Here is an 18091-nt window from a genome sequence, read left to right as displayed (position 1 = left end):
TTCAGCCGGTAGATGGATCGTTCACCGACAGTTATCCCTGTCGTTCGGCCTCCGCTCCCGTACGCATCTATGCCGGCCGATGGCGCTCGCCTACCTTGCAGGCAGAGGTCGCGTCTGGGGGAGGCACCATGTCAGGACCGCTCGGCCGCCGCAGCATCCGATCGAAGGTCTGGGCCGGAGCCCGCCTGCGGTTCACCGCGAGTCTCGGGGCGTTGGTCCTGTTGCTGGCCTTCGGGGCCCGGGCGGACCTGCCCGACATCGTCCCGGCCTCGGTCTCCTGCGACTCGGTCGGCTACGCCTACGACGCCGCCGGGCAGTTGGCCGGCGTGCAGGACCAGGCCGGTCGCACCGCCCGCTACCGGTACGACCCCGCCGGCAACATCACCTCCGTCACCAACGACGGCAGCCCGGCTCTCGCCCTGCTCTCCGTGGTGCCGGCCCGGGCGGCGGTCGGCGCCGAGGTGACCCTGGAGGGCGGCTGCTTCTCCACCGTGGCGAGCGAGAACACCGTCGAGTTCAACGGCGTCCCGGCCGTCGTCGCCTCGGCCAGCGGCCGGCGCCTGGTCGCCCGGGTTCCCGCCGGGGCGAGCACCGGACTGGTCACCGTCTCCGTCGCCGGGGCCACCGCGACCAGCCCGCAGTCCTTCGTGGTCACCGGCCCGGACGAGTCCGCGCCCACCGTCACCGGCGTCTCCCCGAACGTCGTCGTGGCCGGCGGCACGGTCACCGTCACCGGCACCGGCTTCGCGCCCGACGCCGCCGACAACGCCGTCACCCTCAACCGCACCCGGGCCTCCACCTCCGCGGTCGCCGCCGGCAGCCTGACCGTCCAGGTGCCCGCCGGCGCCGGTTCCGGTCGGATCGGCGTACGCACCCGCCACGGCAGCGGCGAGGGCGCCGCGGACGTCTTCGTCGCGCCCGCCCCGTACACGGTCGCCGACGTGGTGCACACCGCCCGGGTCGCGATCGGCGGCACCAGTTCGGTGTCGATCCCCAGCGCCGGCCGCATCGCGCTGGTCGTGTTCGACCTGGCCGAGGGGCAGCAGGCCAGCGTCCAGCTCGCGAACGGCACCTTCGGCTCCTGCGGCATCTCCACCGCGAAGCTCCTCGACCCCTTCGGGCGTACCGCGGCCTCGTCCGGCTGCGTCGGTGCCACCGGCTTCATCGACACGGTGACGGCCCGCACCGCCGGCACGTACACGCTGCTGCTGGCCGCGTCCAGCACGGCCACCGGCTCGATCTCCGCGACCGTGCGGGAGGTGCCGGCCGACGCCGCCGCGGCCACCACCCCGGGCGGCGACCCGGTCACCGTCACCACCACCGTGCCCGGGCAGAACGCCGCCGTCACCTTCGCCGGCAGCACCGGACAGCGGGTCTCGGTCAAGCTGAGCGGCGGCACGTACGGCACCTACAACGCCGCGGTCACGCTGCGCAAGCCGGGCGGCGGCACGATCGTCTCCAACGGCTCCTGCGGCACCGCCTGCTTCCTCGACACCACCGTGCTGCCCACCGACGGCACGTACACCATCGTCGTGGACCCGCAGTCCACCGCTACCGGCGCCATCACCGTCCAGGTGTACGACGTGCCGCCGGACGCCACCGTGAGCACCACCCCGGGCGGCGACCCGGTCACCGTCACCACCACCGTGCCCGGCCAGAACAGCGTCGTCTCGTTCCCCGGCACGGCCGGCCAGCGGGTCCTCGTCCACCTGACCGCCGGGACCTACGGCACCTACAACGCGTCGGCGATCGTGCGGAAGCCGGACGGGTCGAACCTGACCGGCAGCGTCTACTGCGGCGGCTCCTGCGTCTTCGACAGCACCGTCCTGCCGGCCGACGGCACCTACACGATCCTGGTCAACCCCGACACCAGCTACGTCGGGGCGGTCACCGCCCAGGTGTACGACGTGCCGGCGGACGCGACGGTGGCGGCCAACCCCGGCGGCGCCGCGGTCACCGTGGCCACCACGATCGGGCAGAACGCCGTGATCTCCTTCCCCGGCACCGCCGGGCAGCGGGTGTCGGTGCAGTTCAGCGCGGGCACGTACGGGACGTACAACGCGTCGGCGATCGTGCGCAAGCCGGACGGGTCGAACCTGACGGGCAGCGCGTACTGCGGGGCGTCGTGTTTCTTCGACACGGTGGTGCTGCCGGTCGACGGCACGTACACGATCTTCCTCAACCCCGACGGCGTCTACCACGGTCAGGTGACCGCGCAGGTCCACGTGGTGCCGCCGGACGCCACGGCCACCGCCGGCCCGGGTGGCGCCGCGGTCACCGTACGCACCACGACCCCCGGGCAGAACGCCGTGATCTTGTTCGCCGGCACCGCCGGGCAGCGGGTCTCGGTGCAGTTCAGTGCGGGCACGTACGGGACGTACAACGCGTCGGCGGTGGTCCGGAAGCCGGATGGGTCGAACCTGACGGGCAGTGCGTACTGCGGGGCGTCGTGTTTCTTCGACACGGTGGTGCTGCCGGTCGACGGCACGTACACGATCTTCCTCAACCCGGACACCACCTACGTCGGTGAGGTGACCGCCCAGGTCCACGACGTACCCGCCGACGCCTCGGCGACCACCAGCCCGGGCGGCGCCGCCGTCACCGTGACCACCACCGTCCCCGGGCAGAACGCCGTCGTCTCCTTCCCGGGCACCGCCGGGCAGTCCGTCTCGGTCACCCTGGCCAACGGGACCTTCGGCACCTACAACGCCTCCGTCACCCTGCGCGCCCCGGACGGCTCCACCATCGTCAGCGAGAGCTACTGCGGCGCGAGCTGCTCGTTCAACGCCGTGACCCTGCCGACCACCGGCACGTACACGGTGTTCGTCAACCCGACCGGCACCACCCTCGGCGCGATCACCGCCCGGGTGTACGACCTGCCCAACGACGCGGTCGCCAACACCACCCCCGGCGGCGCGGCCGTGACGGTGACCACCACGGTGCCGGGGCAGAAGGGCGTGGTGTCGTTCCCCGCCACCGCCGGTCAGCGGGTGGCGGTGCAGCTCTCCGGCGGTACGTTCGGGTCGTCGGAGGCGACGGTGACGTTGCGCCGGCCGGACGGCACGTCGATCGTCTCCAACTCGTCCTGCGGCACGTCGTGCTTCCTGGACGTCACCGCGCTGTCCACGGCCGGCACGTACACCGTGCTCGTCGCCCCGAAGGGCACGGTCGTCGGCAGCATCACCGCGAAGGTGCACGACGTGCCGGCCGACGCCACGGCCGCCGCCACCGCCGGCGGCGCGGCGGTGACGGTGACGACCACGGTGCCGGGGCAGAACGCGCTGGTGTCGTTCCCCGCCACCGCCGGTCAGCGGGTGGCGGTGCAGCTCTCCGGCGGTACGTTCGGGTCGTCGGAGGCGACGGTGACGTTGCGCCGGCCGGACGGCACGTCGATCGTGTCGAACTCGTCCTGCGGCACGTCGTGCTTCCTGGACGTCACCACCCTGCCGGCCGACGGCACGTACACCGTGCTGGTCGACGGCCGGGCGAGCGCCGTCGGCGCGCTCACCGTCCGGGTGTACGACGTGCCCGCCGACCGTACGGCCAGCACGACGCCCGGCGGGGCCGCCGTCACCGTGACCACCACCGTGCCGGGGCAGAACGCCGTCGTGTCGTTCCCGGCGACCGCCGGGCAGGTCGTCACCGTCAACCTCTCCGCCGGCGCGTTCGGCGGCGGCAGCGTGACCGTGGCGCTGCGCGCCCCCAACGGCAGCACGGTCACCAGCACCTCGTCCTGCGCCACGAGCTGCTCGTTCAGCTCGGTGTCGCTCGCCGCCGCCGGCACCTACACGGTGCTGGTCGACCCGGTCGCGGCGGCCGTCGGCAGCCTGACCGTCCAGGTGTTCGACGTGCCACCGGACGCCACCGTGAGCACCACCCCGGGCGGCGACCCGGTCACCGTCACCACCACCGTCCCCGGGCAGAAGGGTGTGGTGTCGTTCCCCGGCACCGCCGGCCAGCGCATCCTGATCCAGGGCACCGGCGGCACGTACGGCACGTACAACGCGACGGCGGTGGTGCGTAAACCGGACGGGTCCAATCTGATCGGCAGCACGTACTGCGGCGGCTCCTGCATCTTCGACACCACCGTCCTGCCGGTCGACGGCACATACAGCCTGCTGCTCACCCCGGCCGGCAGCTACACCGGCGCGCTCACCGTCCGGGTCTACGACGTGCCGCCGGACGCCACCGCCAGCACCACCCCCGGCGGGGCCGCCGTCACCCTGACCACCACCGTCCCCGGGCAGAACGCGGTGCTGTCGTTCGCCGGCACGGCGGGTCAGCGGATCGTGGTGCAGGGGAGCGGTGGCACGTACGGGACGTACAACGCGACGGCGATCGTGCGCAAGCCGGACGGGTCGAACCTGACCGGCAGCACGTACTGCGGGGCGACGTGCTTCTTCGACGTGACCACGCTGCCGGTGAGCGGCACGTACACCATCCTGCTGAACCCCGACGCGGCCTACACCGGCGCGGTGACCCTGCGGGTCTACGACGTGCCCGCCGACGTGGCGGCGAGCGCGACGATCGGCGGCCCGGGCGTGCCGCTCACCACCACCGATCCCGGCCAGAACGCGGTGCTGTCGTTCGCCGGCACGGCGGGTCAGCGGATCGTGGTGCAGGGGAGCGGTGGCACGTACGGGACGTACAACGCGACGGCGATCGTGCGCAAGCCGGACGGGTCGAACCTGACCGGCAGCGCGTACTGCGGGGCGACGTGCTTCTTCGACGTGACCACGCTGCCGGTGAGCGGCACGTACACGATCCTGTTGAACCCGGACGGGATGTACACCGGCGCGGTCACCCTCCGGCTCTACGACGTGCCGGCCGACGCCGCCGCGACCGCCACCGTCGGCGGCGCCCCGGTCACCCTCACCACCACCGATCCCGGCCAGAACGCGGTGCTGTCGTTCGCCGGCACGGCCGGTCAGCGGATCTCGGTGCAGGGCAGCGGCGGCACGTACGGGACGTACAACGCCACGGCGGTGATCCGCAAGCCGGACGGGTCGAACCTCGGCGGCAGCGCCTACTGCGGGGCGACGTGCTTCTTCGACGTCACGACCCTGCCGGTGAGCGGGACGTACACGATCCTGTTGAACCCGGACGGGATGTACACCGGCACGGTCACCCTCCAGGTGTACGACGTGCCCGCCGACGCCACCGCCGCCACCACCCCCGGCGGCCCGGCGGTCACCCTGACCACCACCGTGCCCGGCCAGAACGCGGCGTTCACCTTCCCCGGCACCGCCGGCCAGGTGGTCACCGTCGTGATGAGCGCCGGCACGTACGGCCGCTACAACGCCACGGCGGTCATCCGGAAGCCGGACGGGTCGAACCTCGGCAGCAGCACCTACTGCGGCGACACCTGCACCTTCACCTCGGTCACCCTGCCGGTCACCGGCACGTACAGCGTCTTCGTCGACCCGTCGTCCACCACCGTCGGGACGCTGACCGGGGAGGTCCGGCTGCCCGCCGGCCTCGCCGCGCCGACAGGCAGGACCTCCGACGCGAAGAGCGCCGACGCGCGGACCACGTCGGCCACGAGCGCCGCCCGGGCCGCCGGCGACGTGACCGAGACCTGGACGCCGGACCGGTTCAACCTCGCCGGCGAGGACTGGGCGAGCCACCGCACCGGGGCGTACGGCCACCTCCAGCCGGCGCTGCGCGCCGACGCGGGAGTGACCGCGCTGGCCGGTCAGGCCCTGCTGCTCAACGGCGGGCCGCTGGCCGACGTCACCCTCTCGGTCGGCCGGCGCAGCACGCGCACCGACGCCAGCGGCCGGTTCCTGCTCACCGGGCTCACCGCCGGGCACCACGTCCTGGTCATCGACGGCGCGACGGCCAGCAGCCCGGGTCGCGCCTTCGGCCGCTTCGAGACCGGCGTGGACCTGCGGGCGGGGGAGACGGTCGAGCTGTCGTACCCGATCTGGATGACCCGGCTCGACACCGACCACAGCGTCCGCTTCCCGTCGCCCACCCGGAAGCAGACCGTCATCACCACCCCGGCGATCCCCGGCTTCGAGGTGCGGCTGCCCAAGGGCGCGGTGATCCGCGACCGGGCCGGCAAGCCGGTCACCGAGCTGTCCATCACCGCGCTCCCGGTGGACCAGCCGCCGTTCCCGCTCCCGGCCGGCGTGCGTACGCCGGTCTACTTCACCGTCCAGCCCGGCGGCTCGGTGATCCTGCCCGAGGGCGCGCAGATCATCTACCCGAACACCCAGGGCCTGGCGCCGGGCAGCCGGCTCGACTTCTGGGACTACGACCCGGGCCGTGTGCCGTGCACCAAGGCGCCCGTGAAGTCGTACCCGAAGAAGCCGGGGAAGGCGGCGAAGGCGCCCTCGGTCTGCGCGGTGACCGGCGCGGAGGCCGGCTGGTACATCTACGGCCACGGCACCGTCACCCCAGACGGACGGCAGATCGTGCCCGACCCGGACGTGCGGGTCTGGGAGTTCACCGGGGCGATGTTCAACGGCAGCGGCAAGCGGCCCGCCGGCAGCGGCCCCGGCGAGGACGGCGACTCCGGCGGCGACCCCGTCGATCTGGCCAGCGGCCTCTTCGTCGACGAGCACACCGACCTGGTGGTCAACGACGTCCTGCCGATCGCCATCACCCGCACCTACCGGCAGAACGACACCCAGACCCGCGAGTTCGGCATCGGCGCCAACTTCACCTACGGCATCTTCATCTACTCCGAGCGGCAGTACAGCGAGGCCGACCTGGTCTTCCCGGACAGCGGCAAGGTCCACATGGACCGGATCAGCCCCGGCACCGGCTGGACCGACGCGGTCTTCAAGGCCGTCGACACCACCGGGCCGTTCCGGGACGCCGTGATGACCTGGAACGGCAACGGCTGGGACCTGGTCCGCACCGACGGGATGACCTACGTCTTCGGCGAGAACACGCCGCTGCAGTCCGTCCGGGACCGGCACGGCAACCAGATCACCCTCACCCGGTCCAGTGGCGGGCAGTCCGGCGACATCACCCAGATCACCTCGCCCAACGGCCGCTGGATCAAGCTCTCCTACACCAGCGGCCGGGTCACCCGGGCCCAGGACAACGCCGGCCGCACCGTGCAGTACGGCTACGACACCGCCGGCCGGCTCACCACGGTCACCTCGCCGGGCGGGCGCACCACCACGTACACGTACGACACCGCCAACCGGATGACCACCGTCACCGACGCCCGAGGCGTCACCTACCTCGCCAACAGCTACGACGCGGCCGGGCGGGTGGCCACCCAGACCATGCCCGACGGTGTCACCTACCGGTTCGCGTACACCACCGACGCGGGCGGCCGGGTGGTGAAGACGGCGGTCACCGAGCCGGACGGCCAGGTCCGGGAGACCAGTTTCGACGCGAACCGGCGGGTGGTCGCCGAGACCACCGCCGCCGGCACCGCCCAGGCCCGGACCGCCACCACCGAACGGGACCCGGTCACCCACCTGCCCACCGCGCTGGTCGACCCGTACGGGCGGCGGACCGCCCTGGACTACGACACGGACGGGCAGCTCACCTCGCTCACCACCCTCGCCGGCACCGCCGCCGCCCAGTCCGCCACGGTCACCTCCGGCGGGCCGTACCGGCAGGTCACCTCGGTCACCGACGACCAGGGCCGCACCACCCGCACAACGTACGACGACCACGGCAACCTCACCGCGGCCACCGACGCCGCCGGACGCACCCGCCGGTACGCGTACAACGCCGCCGGCCAGGTCACCGCGTTCACCGACCCGCTCGGCAACACCACCCACTACACGTACGAGCACGGCGACCTCGTCGCGGTGACCGACCCGCTGGGCCGCACCACCCGCACCTTCGTCGACGCCGTCGGCCGACCGGTCGCCGTCACCGACCCGACCGGGGTCCAGGAACACGTCCGCTACGACCCGGACAACCAGATCGTCACCAGCACCGACGGCCTCGGCCGCGGCACCAGCTACGAGTACGACGGCAACGGCAACCTGACGAAGGTCACCGACGCCCGGGGCAACAGCACCAACATCGCCTACGACAACTCCGACCGCCCGACCACCGTCACCGACCCGCTCGGCAAGCAGGCCCGGCAGACGTACGACGTGCTCGGCCGGGTCGTCTCCGCCACCGACCGGCGCGGGCAACGGACCGTCACCGAGTACGACGCGCTGGGCCGCACCACCTTCGTCGGCTACGGCGCGACCACCGGCGGCGGCTACGAGAGCACCAAGCGGTTCGGCTACGACACGCTGGACCGCCTCACCACCATCGACGACTCGGCCGGCGGGCTGCTCACCCTCGGCTGGAACGACCTCGACCAGGTGGTCAGCGTGGCCAGCCCGGCCGGCACCGTCGGCTACTCCTACGACGCCGCCGGCCGCCGCTCCGGGATGACCGTGCCCGGGCAGCCGGCGATCTCCTACCACTACGACCCGACCGGCCTGATCGAGCAGATCACCCAGGGCGGGACCACCGCCACCTGGCACCGGGACGGCGCGGGCCGCACCGACCGCGTCGAGCAGGCCGGCGTGGTCACCCGGTACGCGTACGACACGGCGTCGCAGCTCACCGGGATGTCGTACGAGAGCACCGGCGGCGTGCCGATCGGCCACCTCGCGTACTCGTACGACGGCGCCGGCCGGGTGCTCGGCCTCACCGGCAGCCTCGCCAACGTCACCGTTCCCGGCACCGGACCGCCGGCCAGCTTCGACGCCGCGAACCGGCTGACCAGCCGGGGCGACCGGACGTTCAGCTACGACGACGAGGGCAACCTGACCGGTGACGGGATCCTCGGCTACGCCTGGAACGCCCGGGGCGAGCTGACCGGAGTCACCGGCCCCGGCCTGGCCGTCTCCTACGGCTACGACGCCGCCGGGCGGCTGGCCGACCGGACCGCCGCCGGCACCACCACCAACAACCTCTACGACGGCCCGAACCTGGTCCGGGAGTCGACCGGCGCGACCGCCGTCGACCGGCTCACCGCCGGGCTCGACCAGACCCTGGTCCGCACCGACGCCGCCGGCGCCCGGGTGCCGGTCACCGACGCGCTCGGCAGCGTCCTCGGTCTCGCCGACTCCGCCGGCACCCTGACCACCGAATACCGGTACGACCCGTTCGGTGTGGCCACCGCCAGCGGCGCGGCCAGCGGCAACACCCAGCAGTTCACCGGCCGCGAGCGCGACCCCGACACCGGGCTGTCCTACCACCGGGCCCGCTGGTACAGCCCGGAGACGGGCCGCTTCCTCAGCCAGGACCCGGCCGGCTTCGGCGGCGGCAGCGCCAACCTCTACAGCTACGCCCTCAACGACCCGGTCAACCTCTCCGACCCCAACGGCGACTGCCCGATCTGCGTGCCGATCCTGATCGGGGCGCTGATCGGTGGCGCCTCCTCGGTCGGCATCGGCGCCGGAATCGCGGCGCTGACCGGGCGCAAGTACACCATGGGCGACGCCCTCAAGGACTTCGCCATCGGCGGCGCGCTGGGCGCCCTCAGCGGCGGCCTCGGGGCGGCCCTCAAGGGCGGCAGTTCGGTCTGGAAGCTCAACCAGTTCGAGCGTGGCCTGGCCATCGAGGCGAAGCTCGGCGGCAACCTGCCACGCAGCTTCCCGACCATCGACCGGTTCGCCAACGGCACCGCCACCAGCATCAAGAGCGTCGACCTGACCGCGAAGACGTATCAGAGTGCCAGCCAGCTCAGCAGCCGGCTGACCGGCTACGTGGACAAGGCCGCCGGGTTCGCCAAGAACAACGCGGTCACCTGGGACGGGGTCACCATCAGACCCGGCCAGGTCGCCGCCCGGGAACTGGAGATCGCGATTCCCCGAGGGACGGCTACCGCCGCCCAGCAGAACGTCCTCAACCAGATCGTCCAGTACGGCGCGAGCAAGGGGGTCACCGTCCGCGTCATCACGATGAGATAGACCGGCGGGGACGTCCCACGGTTATCCTGGGGCGTCCCCCTCCCCATCGAGGACCCTCATGACCAGACTCGCCGCGCTCGACCTGCGCAGAGGCCGCTACGTCGCGCACTCCTCGTCGCTGACCGCCGACGGCATGTGGATCGCCAACGGCACGTTTCAGGTCCTCGACGAGCCCGCCGACGCCCGCGAACTGGGCGCCGCCGTACGCCGGATGCTCGGCGCCTCGCGCGCCGGCGTCCCCACCCCCGCCCTGCGGGACGGCCCGTCGCCGTTCGCGCCCGTCCTCGACGCGCTCGGTCTGCGTACCTGGGCCACCTACGCCAAGGGCACCCGGCACGTGGACGTCGAGCAGGACGCCGGCACGGTGGTGGTGAGCCCGACCCGTAACGGCGGCGCCCGGGAGGGCTTCGTCGGGCTCACCGAGCACGCGGTGCGGCTGACCGACCCGGGCGACGCGGAGCTGGGCGAGGCCCTGCGCGCCGCGCTCGACCGGTCCCGCTGACGCATGGTCGACGAGTCCCGGGTCCGCCGCCGGACGGTGCTGGCCGGCGGCGCGCTGGCGATGGCCGCGTCCGCCCTCGCCGCCTGCTCCACCGGCGCCCGCACGCCGCAGCGTCCCGCCGCGCCCCACCCGGCGGCGGGCCTGCCCGACATCCAGTTCGACGTCGCCCGGTTCAGCGCGCCCGAGCAGTCCTCGCCCACCGGCGGCCCGTTCGTCATGCCGCCGGTGCACACCGTCTACCTCACCGCCGCGCTGTCCCGCAGCCCCGGTCCGGACGACCAGCGGGAACTGGCCCGGGTGCTCGCCGCGCTGGAGTCGCGGTACCCGTTCGGCGCGGCCGGCCTGATGACGTTCGTCTCGTACGGGTTGCCGTACTTCCGACGGCTGCCGGGCGGCCTCACCGGTGACCTGGTGAGCGCGCACCTGCCGCGGCTGCTCGCGGACCCGTCCCGGTCCGTGCTCGAGGAGGCGGCACCCGCGCCGACCGACGTCCACCCGGACAACCCCGGGGTCACCAAGCAGCGCTTCACCGTCCCGGTGCGGATCGAGCAGAACGACCTGCTGTTCACCTTCCGCAGCGACCGGGCGACGGTCATCCAGGACGTGCTGGCCTGGTTCGACGGCAGCGGCACCCTGGCCGCCCGGCCGACGCCCTCGCCGGCCTTCGCCGGGCTGCTCACCGTCACCTCCAGCCGGCACATGTTCACCCAGGTCGGACTGCCCCGTTCGGTGGCCGAGCAGAACCGGCTGCCGTACGCCCGGTTCATCCAACGCGACTCGCCGATGTGGATGGGCTTCTCCGACCAGCAGTCCAACGCCTCCGGCCCGCCGGCGATCTGCACCTTCGCCGGCCACCCGTCGGCCCGGCTGACCACCGCCGAGGCGGGCGACTACCTGGACAACGGCAGCATCCAGCACCTGTCACACGTCATCCTCGACATGCTCCAGTTCTATGACATGGCTTCGCCGGACACCCCGCCGAGCGACAACGGCAACTTCACCAAACGGGTGCAGTACATGTTCCACGCCCCGGCGGTGCACCCCGGCAACCCCGACCAGCTCACCGACGGCGGCGGGCCGTCGTTCCTGCCGGCGGAGAACCGCGGCCCCGGGTACGCCGAGCGGACCGCCCAGGGCATCGGCCTGCCCCGGGGCGAGCGCCGGATGGGTCACCTGTCCACGCTCCAGCGCAGCTCCCGGGCGCCGGACGGCACCCCGATGCACCTGCGCATCGACGGCCCCGGCTTCGACGTCCTGGACGTGCCGGACGGCAGCAGTCAGCCGAAGCTGCACTTCAGCGTGTTCGTGCCGACCGCCGATTTCTTCGCCCGGATGCGGCACAGCCAGGCGGCCGTGGACCTGGCCCGCAAGCACCGGGTGGCCGAACAGGACAACGGCCTGGAACGCTTCCTGACCTGTACCCGCCGGCAGAACTTCCTCGTCCCGCCCCGGCGGCACCGGGCGTTCCCGCTGGTCGAACTGGCCGACTGAGCCGCACCCCGCCCCGGCTCACCGGGGCGGGGCGTCGCCCGGGGTCACCACTTGTCCCACGGAATGGTCCAGTCACCCACCCCGTCGGTGAGCGTCATCGGTCGCGGGGTGTTGCGTACGTCGACCACGTCACCGAGCCGGAACGTGTCGTAGAACCACCGGGCGTCGGCCGGGCCGACGTTGATGCAGCCGTGCGAGGTGTTCCGGTTGCCCTGTGCACCGATGTTCCAGTCCGCCAGGTGGACGAACTCGCCCGAGTACGAGATCCGCAGGCAGAGCTGGATGACCTCGTCGTAGTAGTTGGGGTTCTTGGGGTCGACGATCCCGTAGCTGGCCGAGGTCATCCGGTGCGACGGCTCGCGGGTCATCACCACGTGCGGGCCGGAGCGCGTCCAGTAGCTGATGACCTCACCGTTCGCGCCCTTGGTGGTGCCGCCCTTGCCCATGCTGATCGGGACGTCGCGCACCATCTTGCCGTCGATGTAGACCTTCATCCGGTGGGTGCCGGCGTCCGCGATGGCGATGCGGGACGGGCCGATGGTGAAGTTCGTGCTCGCGTTGGAGCCGCCGTACACCCCCTTGCCGAGGTCCACGCCGAAGAGGTTGATCTGCACCGAGATCTTCGTGCCGGAGGCCCAGTACTTCTCCGGCCGCCAGTGCGCGTTCTGCCCGTCGATCCAGCGCCACCGCCCCTCGACGGCCGGGGTGGTCTCCACCACCATCGCCTTCTCGGCCTCGGCGCGGTTCTTGACGGGCTTGCTGAAGTTCACCATGACCGGCTGACCGACCCCGTACGTACCGCCCGTCCGGAGCGCGGCCAGCGCGCTTGCCTGGAACGTGACCGAAGCGACCCCGGACGGCTTCACCGTGCTGAAGCTGCTCGTGTGCTCGGTCAGCGTGCCGGCGGAGTCGGCCACCGACACGGTGACCGTGTAGGTCTTGCCGTAGGCCAGCTTGCCGGTCGATCGCCAGGTCTGATCGTCGTCCAGCTTGCCGGCGACGGTCTTGCCGCCCGTCGCCACCGAGACGTGCTTGAGCGTGCCGCTCTCGGCCGCCACGACGACCGGATCGAGCGGCGACACCTTCGTGGCGTCGGCAGCCGGCGTGACGGTCACCCGCGCCTCGTCCACCGGCGAGCTCGTCGCCGACGGGTCCGGGTCCGCCTGCGACCACGCGGCGCCGGACGAGGTCTTCTGGTTGCAACCTGCCGTCACCAGGCCGGCCGTGACGCCGAGACCGGTGGCGATCAACTTTCGACGACTGATCATTGCGTTCCTCTCCGCGGGGAGAGTACTTGCCGGCGGCGCGCCGCGGGAGTGCCGGTGCCGCGTCGTGGGAAGTCGATCGAAAAATGTGACTCCACACCCCGCCCCCGGCGCCACCCGCCCCCGGCATGATCCACGTCGGCGGTACCGTTGCCCAGTTCTGGAGGGAGGACGGCGATGTTCGCGCCACTGCGGTATGCCGCGTTCCGTTACCTGGCCGCCGGCCGGTTGGTGAACATGCTGGGCAACGGGGTGGCTCCCATCGCGCTCGCCTTCGCCGTGCTCGACCTGACCGGCTCGGTGCGTGACCTGGGCCTGGTGGTGGGCGCCCGGTCGCTGATGAACGTGCTGTTCGTGCTCTTCGGTGGGGTGGTGGCCGACCGGCTCCCGCGCCGGGTGGTCCTGGTCGGCTCCAACCTGCTCGGCGCGCTGACCCAGGCGGCGGTGGCCGCCCTGGTGCTCACCGGCACGGCGTCGATCCCGCTGCTGCTGGCGCTGAGCGCGGCCAACGGGATCGTGAGCGCGCTGGCCCAGCCGGCCTCGGCCGCCGCGACGCCGCAGACCGTGCCGCCGGAGCTGATCCAGCCCGCCAACGCGATCATCCGGCTCGGCATGAACACGGGCATGATCGGCGGCGCCGCCCTCGGCGGCGTGCTGGTGGCGGTCGTCGGACCGGGGTGGGGCCTCGGCATCGACGCGCTCACCTTCGCCGTCGCCGCCGTCGCGTTCACCGGCCTGCGGGTCGCCGCACCGGGGGCGGGCAGGACCGGCACGAGCATCGTGGCCGACCTCCGGGAGGGCTGGACCGAGTTCACCGCGCGTACCTGGGTCTGGGTGGTGGTGCTCGGCTTCATGATCCTCAACGCGGCGCTCGCCGGCGGCCTGAACGTGCTCGGCCCGGCCGTCGCGGACGCGACGATCGGCCGCGGCGCCTGGGGTGTGGTGCTGGCGGCGGAGACCGCCGGAATGGTCGTCGGCGGGTTGATCGCGCTGCGGATCCGGGTACGCCGGCTGCTGCTGCTCGGGGTGGCGTGCATGTTCGCCGAGTCGCTGCTGCTGTTGGGGCTGGCCCTGGCGCCGACCGTCGTCGTGCTGGTGACGGCGGGGGTCGCGGCCGGGATCGCCGTCGAACAGTTCGCGGTGGCCTGGGAGACGTCGATCGCGCAGCACATCCCGGCCGACCGGCTGGCCCGCGTCTACTCGTACGACATGTTGGGGTCCTTCGTCGCCATCCCGCTCGGCCAGGTGGCGGTGGGGCCCGTCGCCGCGGCGATCGGCAACCGCGACACGCTGCTCATCCTCGCGGCGCTGATGGTGTTCTCCGTCCTCGGCATGCTGACCAGCCGAGACGTTCGGCGGCTCCAGGCCGGAGCCGCCGCCCGCGCCACCGGCACGGCACCGGCCGATCCGGTTGACCGCGAACCGGACCCCGGCGACGCCGCCGCGCCCGCCGAACCACCCGTCCGCGCCTGATCCACACCGGACGCGGTGGACCCGGGGACGGCGGGCCGCAGCGCCCGCCGCCCCGTCGACCGGTCAACCCTGGGCGGCCACCGCCCCCGGCGACGACTCGTCCGGCGCGACGGCGGCCAGCAGCGCCACCAGGTCGTCGAGGGTGTCCAGGGGGCGGCCGGGCCCGTTCAGCTCGATCTCGACGCCGTACTCCAGCTCGATCGCGTCGACCAGGCGCAGCAGCCCCAGGGAGTCGACGCCAAGAGCGATCATGGACCCGCCGGCGAGCACGTCGGCCGCCGAGACCTCCCCTCCGGTGGCCTCGCTGACCAGCTCCGCGATCCGTGCGCGCAGGTCGGTGCTGCCCATCAGAACTCCTTTCCGGACCGCCGGACGATCTCGGCGATCTCCGCGATGGTCGGGGTGTCGAAGAAGGCGTCCAGCGGCACCTCGACCCCGAGCCGCTGCTGGATCCGGCCGCTGATCCGGGTCACGGTCAACGAGTGCCCGCCCAGGTCGAACAGGTCCTCGTGCACGCCGATGTCGGGGATCCGCAGCACCTCCTGCCAGATCTGCCGCAGCTGCTCCACCACCGGGTCGTCGCCGGCGTCGCCCGCGTCGGCGGGGTCCGCGTCCGCCGCCCCGGAGGCGTCCACGACGGCGTCCCGGGGCGCCGGGGCGGGCAGGGCGGCCCGGTCGACCTTGCCGTTCGGGCTCAACGGCAGCCGGTCGAGCGCCACGAAGTCGGTCGGCAGCACGGCCTGCGGCAGGGTCAGCGCCAGGTGCCGGCGCAGCTCGGCCGGCTCCGGGGCGGTGCCGGCCGAGGCCACCACGTACGCGACGAGGCGCGGCTCGTCGTCGTCCCGCCGGAGCACCGTCGCCACTCCGGCCACGCCGGGATGGTCGAGGAGCCGGGTGTCGATCTCGCCCAGTTCGATCCGGTGCCCCCGGATCTTGACCTGGTCGTCGGCGCGGCCGAGGAAGTCGATCCGCCCGTCCGGCAGCCATCGGCAGCGGTCGCCGGTGCGGTAGAGCCGCCCGCCGGCCGGCCCGAACGGGTCCGGCACGAACCGCTCGGCGGTGAGGTCGTCCCGCCCCAGGTAGCCGGCGGCCAGCCCGGCGCCGGCCAGGTACAGCTCGCCAGGCACCCCGACGGGGGCGGGCCGGCGCGCCTCGTCCAGCACGTAGGCGCGCACGTTCGGCAGCGGCCGGCCGATGGTGACCTCGTCGGGGTCGGCGGGCAGGTCCGCCATCGTCGCGTACACCGTCGCCTCCGTCGGCCCGTACCCGTTGACCAGGCGGGCGGTGCGGGCCCGCAGGTCCCGGGCGAGGGCGACCGGCAGCGCCTCGCCGCCGGCGACCGCGACCAGCGGCTCCGGCACGACCTCGGCGGCGCCCGGCGTGGGCGCCCCGAGGCCGGCCTCCAGCAGCACCCGCCAGCCCGACGGGGTGGCCTGCGCGTGGGTCACCCCGGCGGCGCGGACCAGCCGGAGCACGCCCGCGCCGTCCAGCGCGCTGACGGTCGACGCGACGACCGCCCGGCCGCCGGTGACCAGCGGCAGGAAGACCTCCACGGCGGAGATGTCGAACGACAGCGACGTCAGGTGCAGCCACCGGTCCGCCGGGCCGCTGCCCAGCACGTCCCGTACGCCGAGCAGCAGGTTGGCCAGCGCCCCGTGCCGCACCGCCACGCCCTTCGGCCGGCCGGTCGAGCCGGAGGTGTAGAGCATGTACGCGAGATCGTCGGCGCTCGGTGGTTCGGCGGTCTCCGCCGGCACGGGGCCGTCGAGCAGGTCGATCCGGTCGAGCGCGAGCGTGGGCCGGGCCGCCTCGGTCGCGGTGGGCGTCACGACCAGCGCCGGGGCGGCGTCGGCGAGGACGAGTTCCCGGCGGGCCGGCGGATGTCCCGGGTCGACCGGCAGGTACGCGGCCCGGCGGCGCAGCACCGCCAGCAGGGTCACCACCGCCTGCCAGGAGCGGTCCAGCGCGACCGCGACGAGCGACCCGGGGCCGACGCCCCGCTGCCGCAGCAGCTCGGCGAGGCGCGCGGCGGCGGCGTCGAGCTGGGCGTAGCTCAGCGTCCGGTCGCCGTCGACCAGGGCCGGCGCGTCCGGTGCGGCGGCGACCCGGGCGGCGAACAGGGCCGGCACGCTGGCCCCGGCCGGGTACGTCCGGGTGGTGTCGTTCCAGGCGCGGGTGACCCGGTCCAGCTCGTCGGCGGGCAGCACCGGCAGATCGGTCACCGGCCGGTCGGGGTCGGCGACCGCGGCGGTCAGCAGGGTACGCAGGTGCCCGCCGATCCGGCGTACCGCCTCGGTGTCGATGGCCGAGGGGCTGTGCTGGAGGCTGACCGTGATGCCGGTGGGGGCGTCCACGATCTGCGCGTGCAGGGCGTTGCGGGCGGCGCCGCAGAACAGCGTCCAGTCGACCTCGCCGGCCACCCCGGGAAAGGCCGGCTCGCCGCCGCGCCGCCGGTAGCCGATGCTGACCGGGGTCAACGCCGGCGCGGGCCGTAGGCCGGACACGGCGTGGGCCAGCGGCACGGCGCGGTACCGGTACACCTCGCGCAGCCGGGACCGGACGGCGCGGGCGTGGTCGCGGAACGTTCCGCCGGCCGGGTCGGCGGCGACGGGCAGCTCGTTGACGAACAGCCCGATCCGGTCGGCCTGGTCCGGGGTACGGGTGGACAGGGCCACGCCGACCGGGGTGCCCCGGTTGCCGTAGCGGGCGAGCAGGGCGTGCAGTGCGGCGAACAGCAGCTCGAAGCGGGTCACCCCGAGCGACCGGGCGGCCCGTTCGACGCCGTCGACCAGGTCGGCGGGCAGGTCGACGGTCACGGCGACGCCCGGCTCCGCACCGGTGGGCAGCCGGCGCAGGCCGGGCAGGACGACGTCGCCGGGGCCGGACCAGTGCCGTGCCCAGTAGGCGCGGGCGGCGGGCAGATCGACGGCGACCCGCTGCTGTTCGGCCGCCGCGAGACCCGCGTACCCGTCCGAGCGTGGCGCGGGTTCGGTCGGGCCGCCCCGGTGCGTGGCGGTGTACGCGGTGGCCAGGTCGCGGGCGAGGACGTCCTTGGACATGCCGTCGAAGGCCAGGTGGTGGGCGGTGACGAGCAGCAGGTGCGTCCCGTCGGCGCCGGTCAGCAGGGTGAACCGGGCCAGTGGTCCGGTCCGCAGGTCGTGCGGGCGGGCGATCTCCTCGGCGACCCGGGCGTCGGTCAGTTCACCGACGGTGACCGTCGGGCGGGTCTCAGCCGGCGCCAGGTGGGGTGTGCCGTCGTCGTCGGTGGTGACCCGGGCGGCCAGGACCGGGTGCCGTTCGATGACCGCGGCGCACGCCGCGACGAGGGCCCGTCGGTCGAGTTCGGCGGCGAACCGTACGCCCAGCGCCATGTGGTACGCCGTGCCGGCGACCCCGGCGTGCTCGGTGAACCAGACGGCGTGCTGCGCGGATGTCGCCTCGGCGGTGCCCACATGCTCTCCCATGAT

7 protein-coding genes are annotated in these 18091 nt (G+C 73.4%); 4 read left to right on the top strand and 3 right to left on the bottom strand.

Annotated features, from left to right (window positions below; genetic code table 11):
* Window positions 1-128 precede the first annotated feature (128 nt).
* From GA0070621_RS12360 to GA0070621_RS12350, 3 genes are read left to right on the top strand one after another with little or no spacing between them, the layout of a single operon-like run.
* A complete protein-coding gene (locus GA0070621_RS12360; RefSeq protein WP_091194786.1) occupies window positions 129-9893 on the top strand; it encodes a pre-peptidase C-terminal domain-containing protein in 9765 nt (3254 codons plus the stop codon).
* Between the two features lie 58 nt (window positions 9894-9951).
* The gene (locus tag GA0070621_RS12355) at window positions 9952-10395 is read left to right on the top strand and encodes a hypothetical protein (protein WP_091194783.1); all 444 of its coding nucleotides are present in this window, start codon (window positions 9952-9954) and stop codon (window positions 10393-10395) included.
* A gap of 3 nt (window positions 10396-10398) precedes the next feature.
* A complete protein-coding gene (locus GA0070621_RS12350; RefSeq protein WP_167666839.1) occupies window positions 10399-11886 on the top strand; it encodes a DUF7405 family protein in 1488 nt (495 codons plus the stop codon).
* 44 nt (window positions 11887-11930) lie between these two features.
* Here GA0070621_RS12350 and GA0070621_RS12345 read toward each other — a convergent pair whose 3' ends face one another.
* Window positions 11931-13154: a L,D-transpeptidase gene (locus GA0070621_RS12345; protein WP_091194779.1), complete on the bottom strand. Its 1224-nt coding sequence runs from the start codon at window positions 13152-13154 to the stop codon at window positions 11931-11933.
* 174 nt (window positions 13155-13328) lie between these two features.
* Here GA0070621_RS12345 and GA0070621_RS12340 point away from each other — a divergent pair, with 174 nt between their 5' ends.
* Window positions 13329-14624, top strand: a complete 1296-nt coding sequence (locus tag GA0070621_RS12340; protein ID WP_091194776.1) for an MFS transporter — start codon at window positions 13329-13331, stop codon at window positions 14622-14624.
* A 63-nt stretch (window positions 14625-14687) separates the two neighbouring features.
* On the opposite strand, the gene GA0070621_RS12335 is transcribed toward GA0070621_RS12340, so the two are convergent.
* Both GA0070621_RS12335 and GA0070621_RS12330 read right to left on the bottom strand, forming a co-directional pair.
* Window positions 14688-14972, bottom strand: a complete 285-nt coding sequence (locus GA0070621_RS12335) for an acyl carrier protein (RefSeq protein ID WP_091194772.1) — start codon at window positions 14970-14972, stop codon at window positions 14688-14690.
* The gene (locus tag GA0070621_RS12330; protein ID WP_091194769.1) at window positions 14972-18088 is read right to left on the bottom strand and encodes a non-ribosomal peptide synthetase; all 3117 of its coding nucleotides are present in this window, start codon (window positions 18086-18088) and stop codon (window positions 14972-14974) included. Before GA0070621_RS12330 ends, GA0070621_RS12335 begins: the two co-directional genes overlap by 1 nt.
* Window positions 18089-18091: the final 3 nt, after the last annotated feature.

Source organism: Micromonospora narathiwatensis (assembly GCF_900089605.1).
Lineage (GTDB): Bacteria > Actinomycetota > Actinomycetes > Mycobacteriales > Micromonosporaceae > Micromonospora > Micromonospora narathiwatensis.
The sequence above is the reverse complement of the archived record's forward strand: the minus strand, read 5'-3'. Positions and strand labels throughout refer to the sequence as shown.

Bases quoted from the DNA above. Each gene is read 5' to 3' on its own strand.
- GA0070621_RS12350 (WP_167666839.1), top strand. From the start codon at position 10,399: ATGGTCGACGAGTCCCGGGTCCGCCGCCGGACGGTGCTGGCCGGCGGC.
- GA0070621_RS12340 (WP_091194776.1), top strand. From the start codon at position 13,329: ATGTTCGCGCCACTGCGGTATGCCGCGTTCCGTTACCTGGCCGCCGGC.
- GA0070621_RS12355 (WP_091194783.1), top strand. From the start codon at position 9,952: ATGACCAGACTCGCCGCGCTCGACCTGCGCAGAGGCCGCTACGTCGCG.
- GA0070621_RS12335 (WP_091194772.1), bottom strand. From the start codon at position 14,972: ATGGGCAGCACCGACCTGCGCGCACGGATCGCGGAGCTGGTCAGCGAG.
- GA0070621_RS12345 (WP_091194779.1), bottom strand. From the start codon at position 13,154: ATGATCAGTCGTCGAAAGTTGATCGCCACCGGTCTCGGCGTCACGGCC.
- GA0070621_RS12330 (WP_091194769.1), bottom strand. From the start codon at position 18,088: ATGGGAGAGCATGTGGGCACCGCCGAGGCGACATCCGCGCAGCACGCC.
- GA0070621_RS12360 (WP_091194786.1), top strand. From the start codon at position 129: ATGTCAGGACCGCTCGGCCGCCGCAGCATCCGATCGAAGGTCTGGGCC.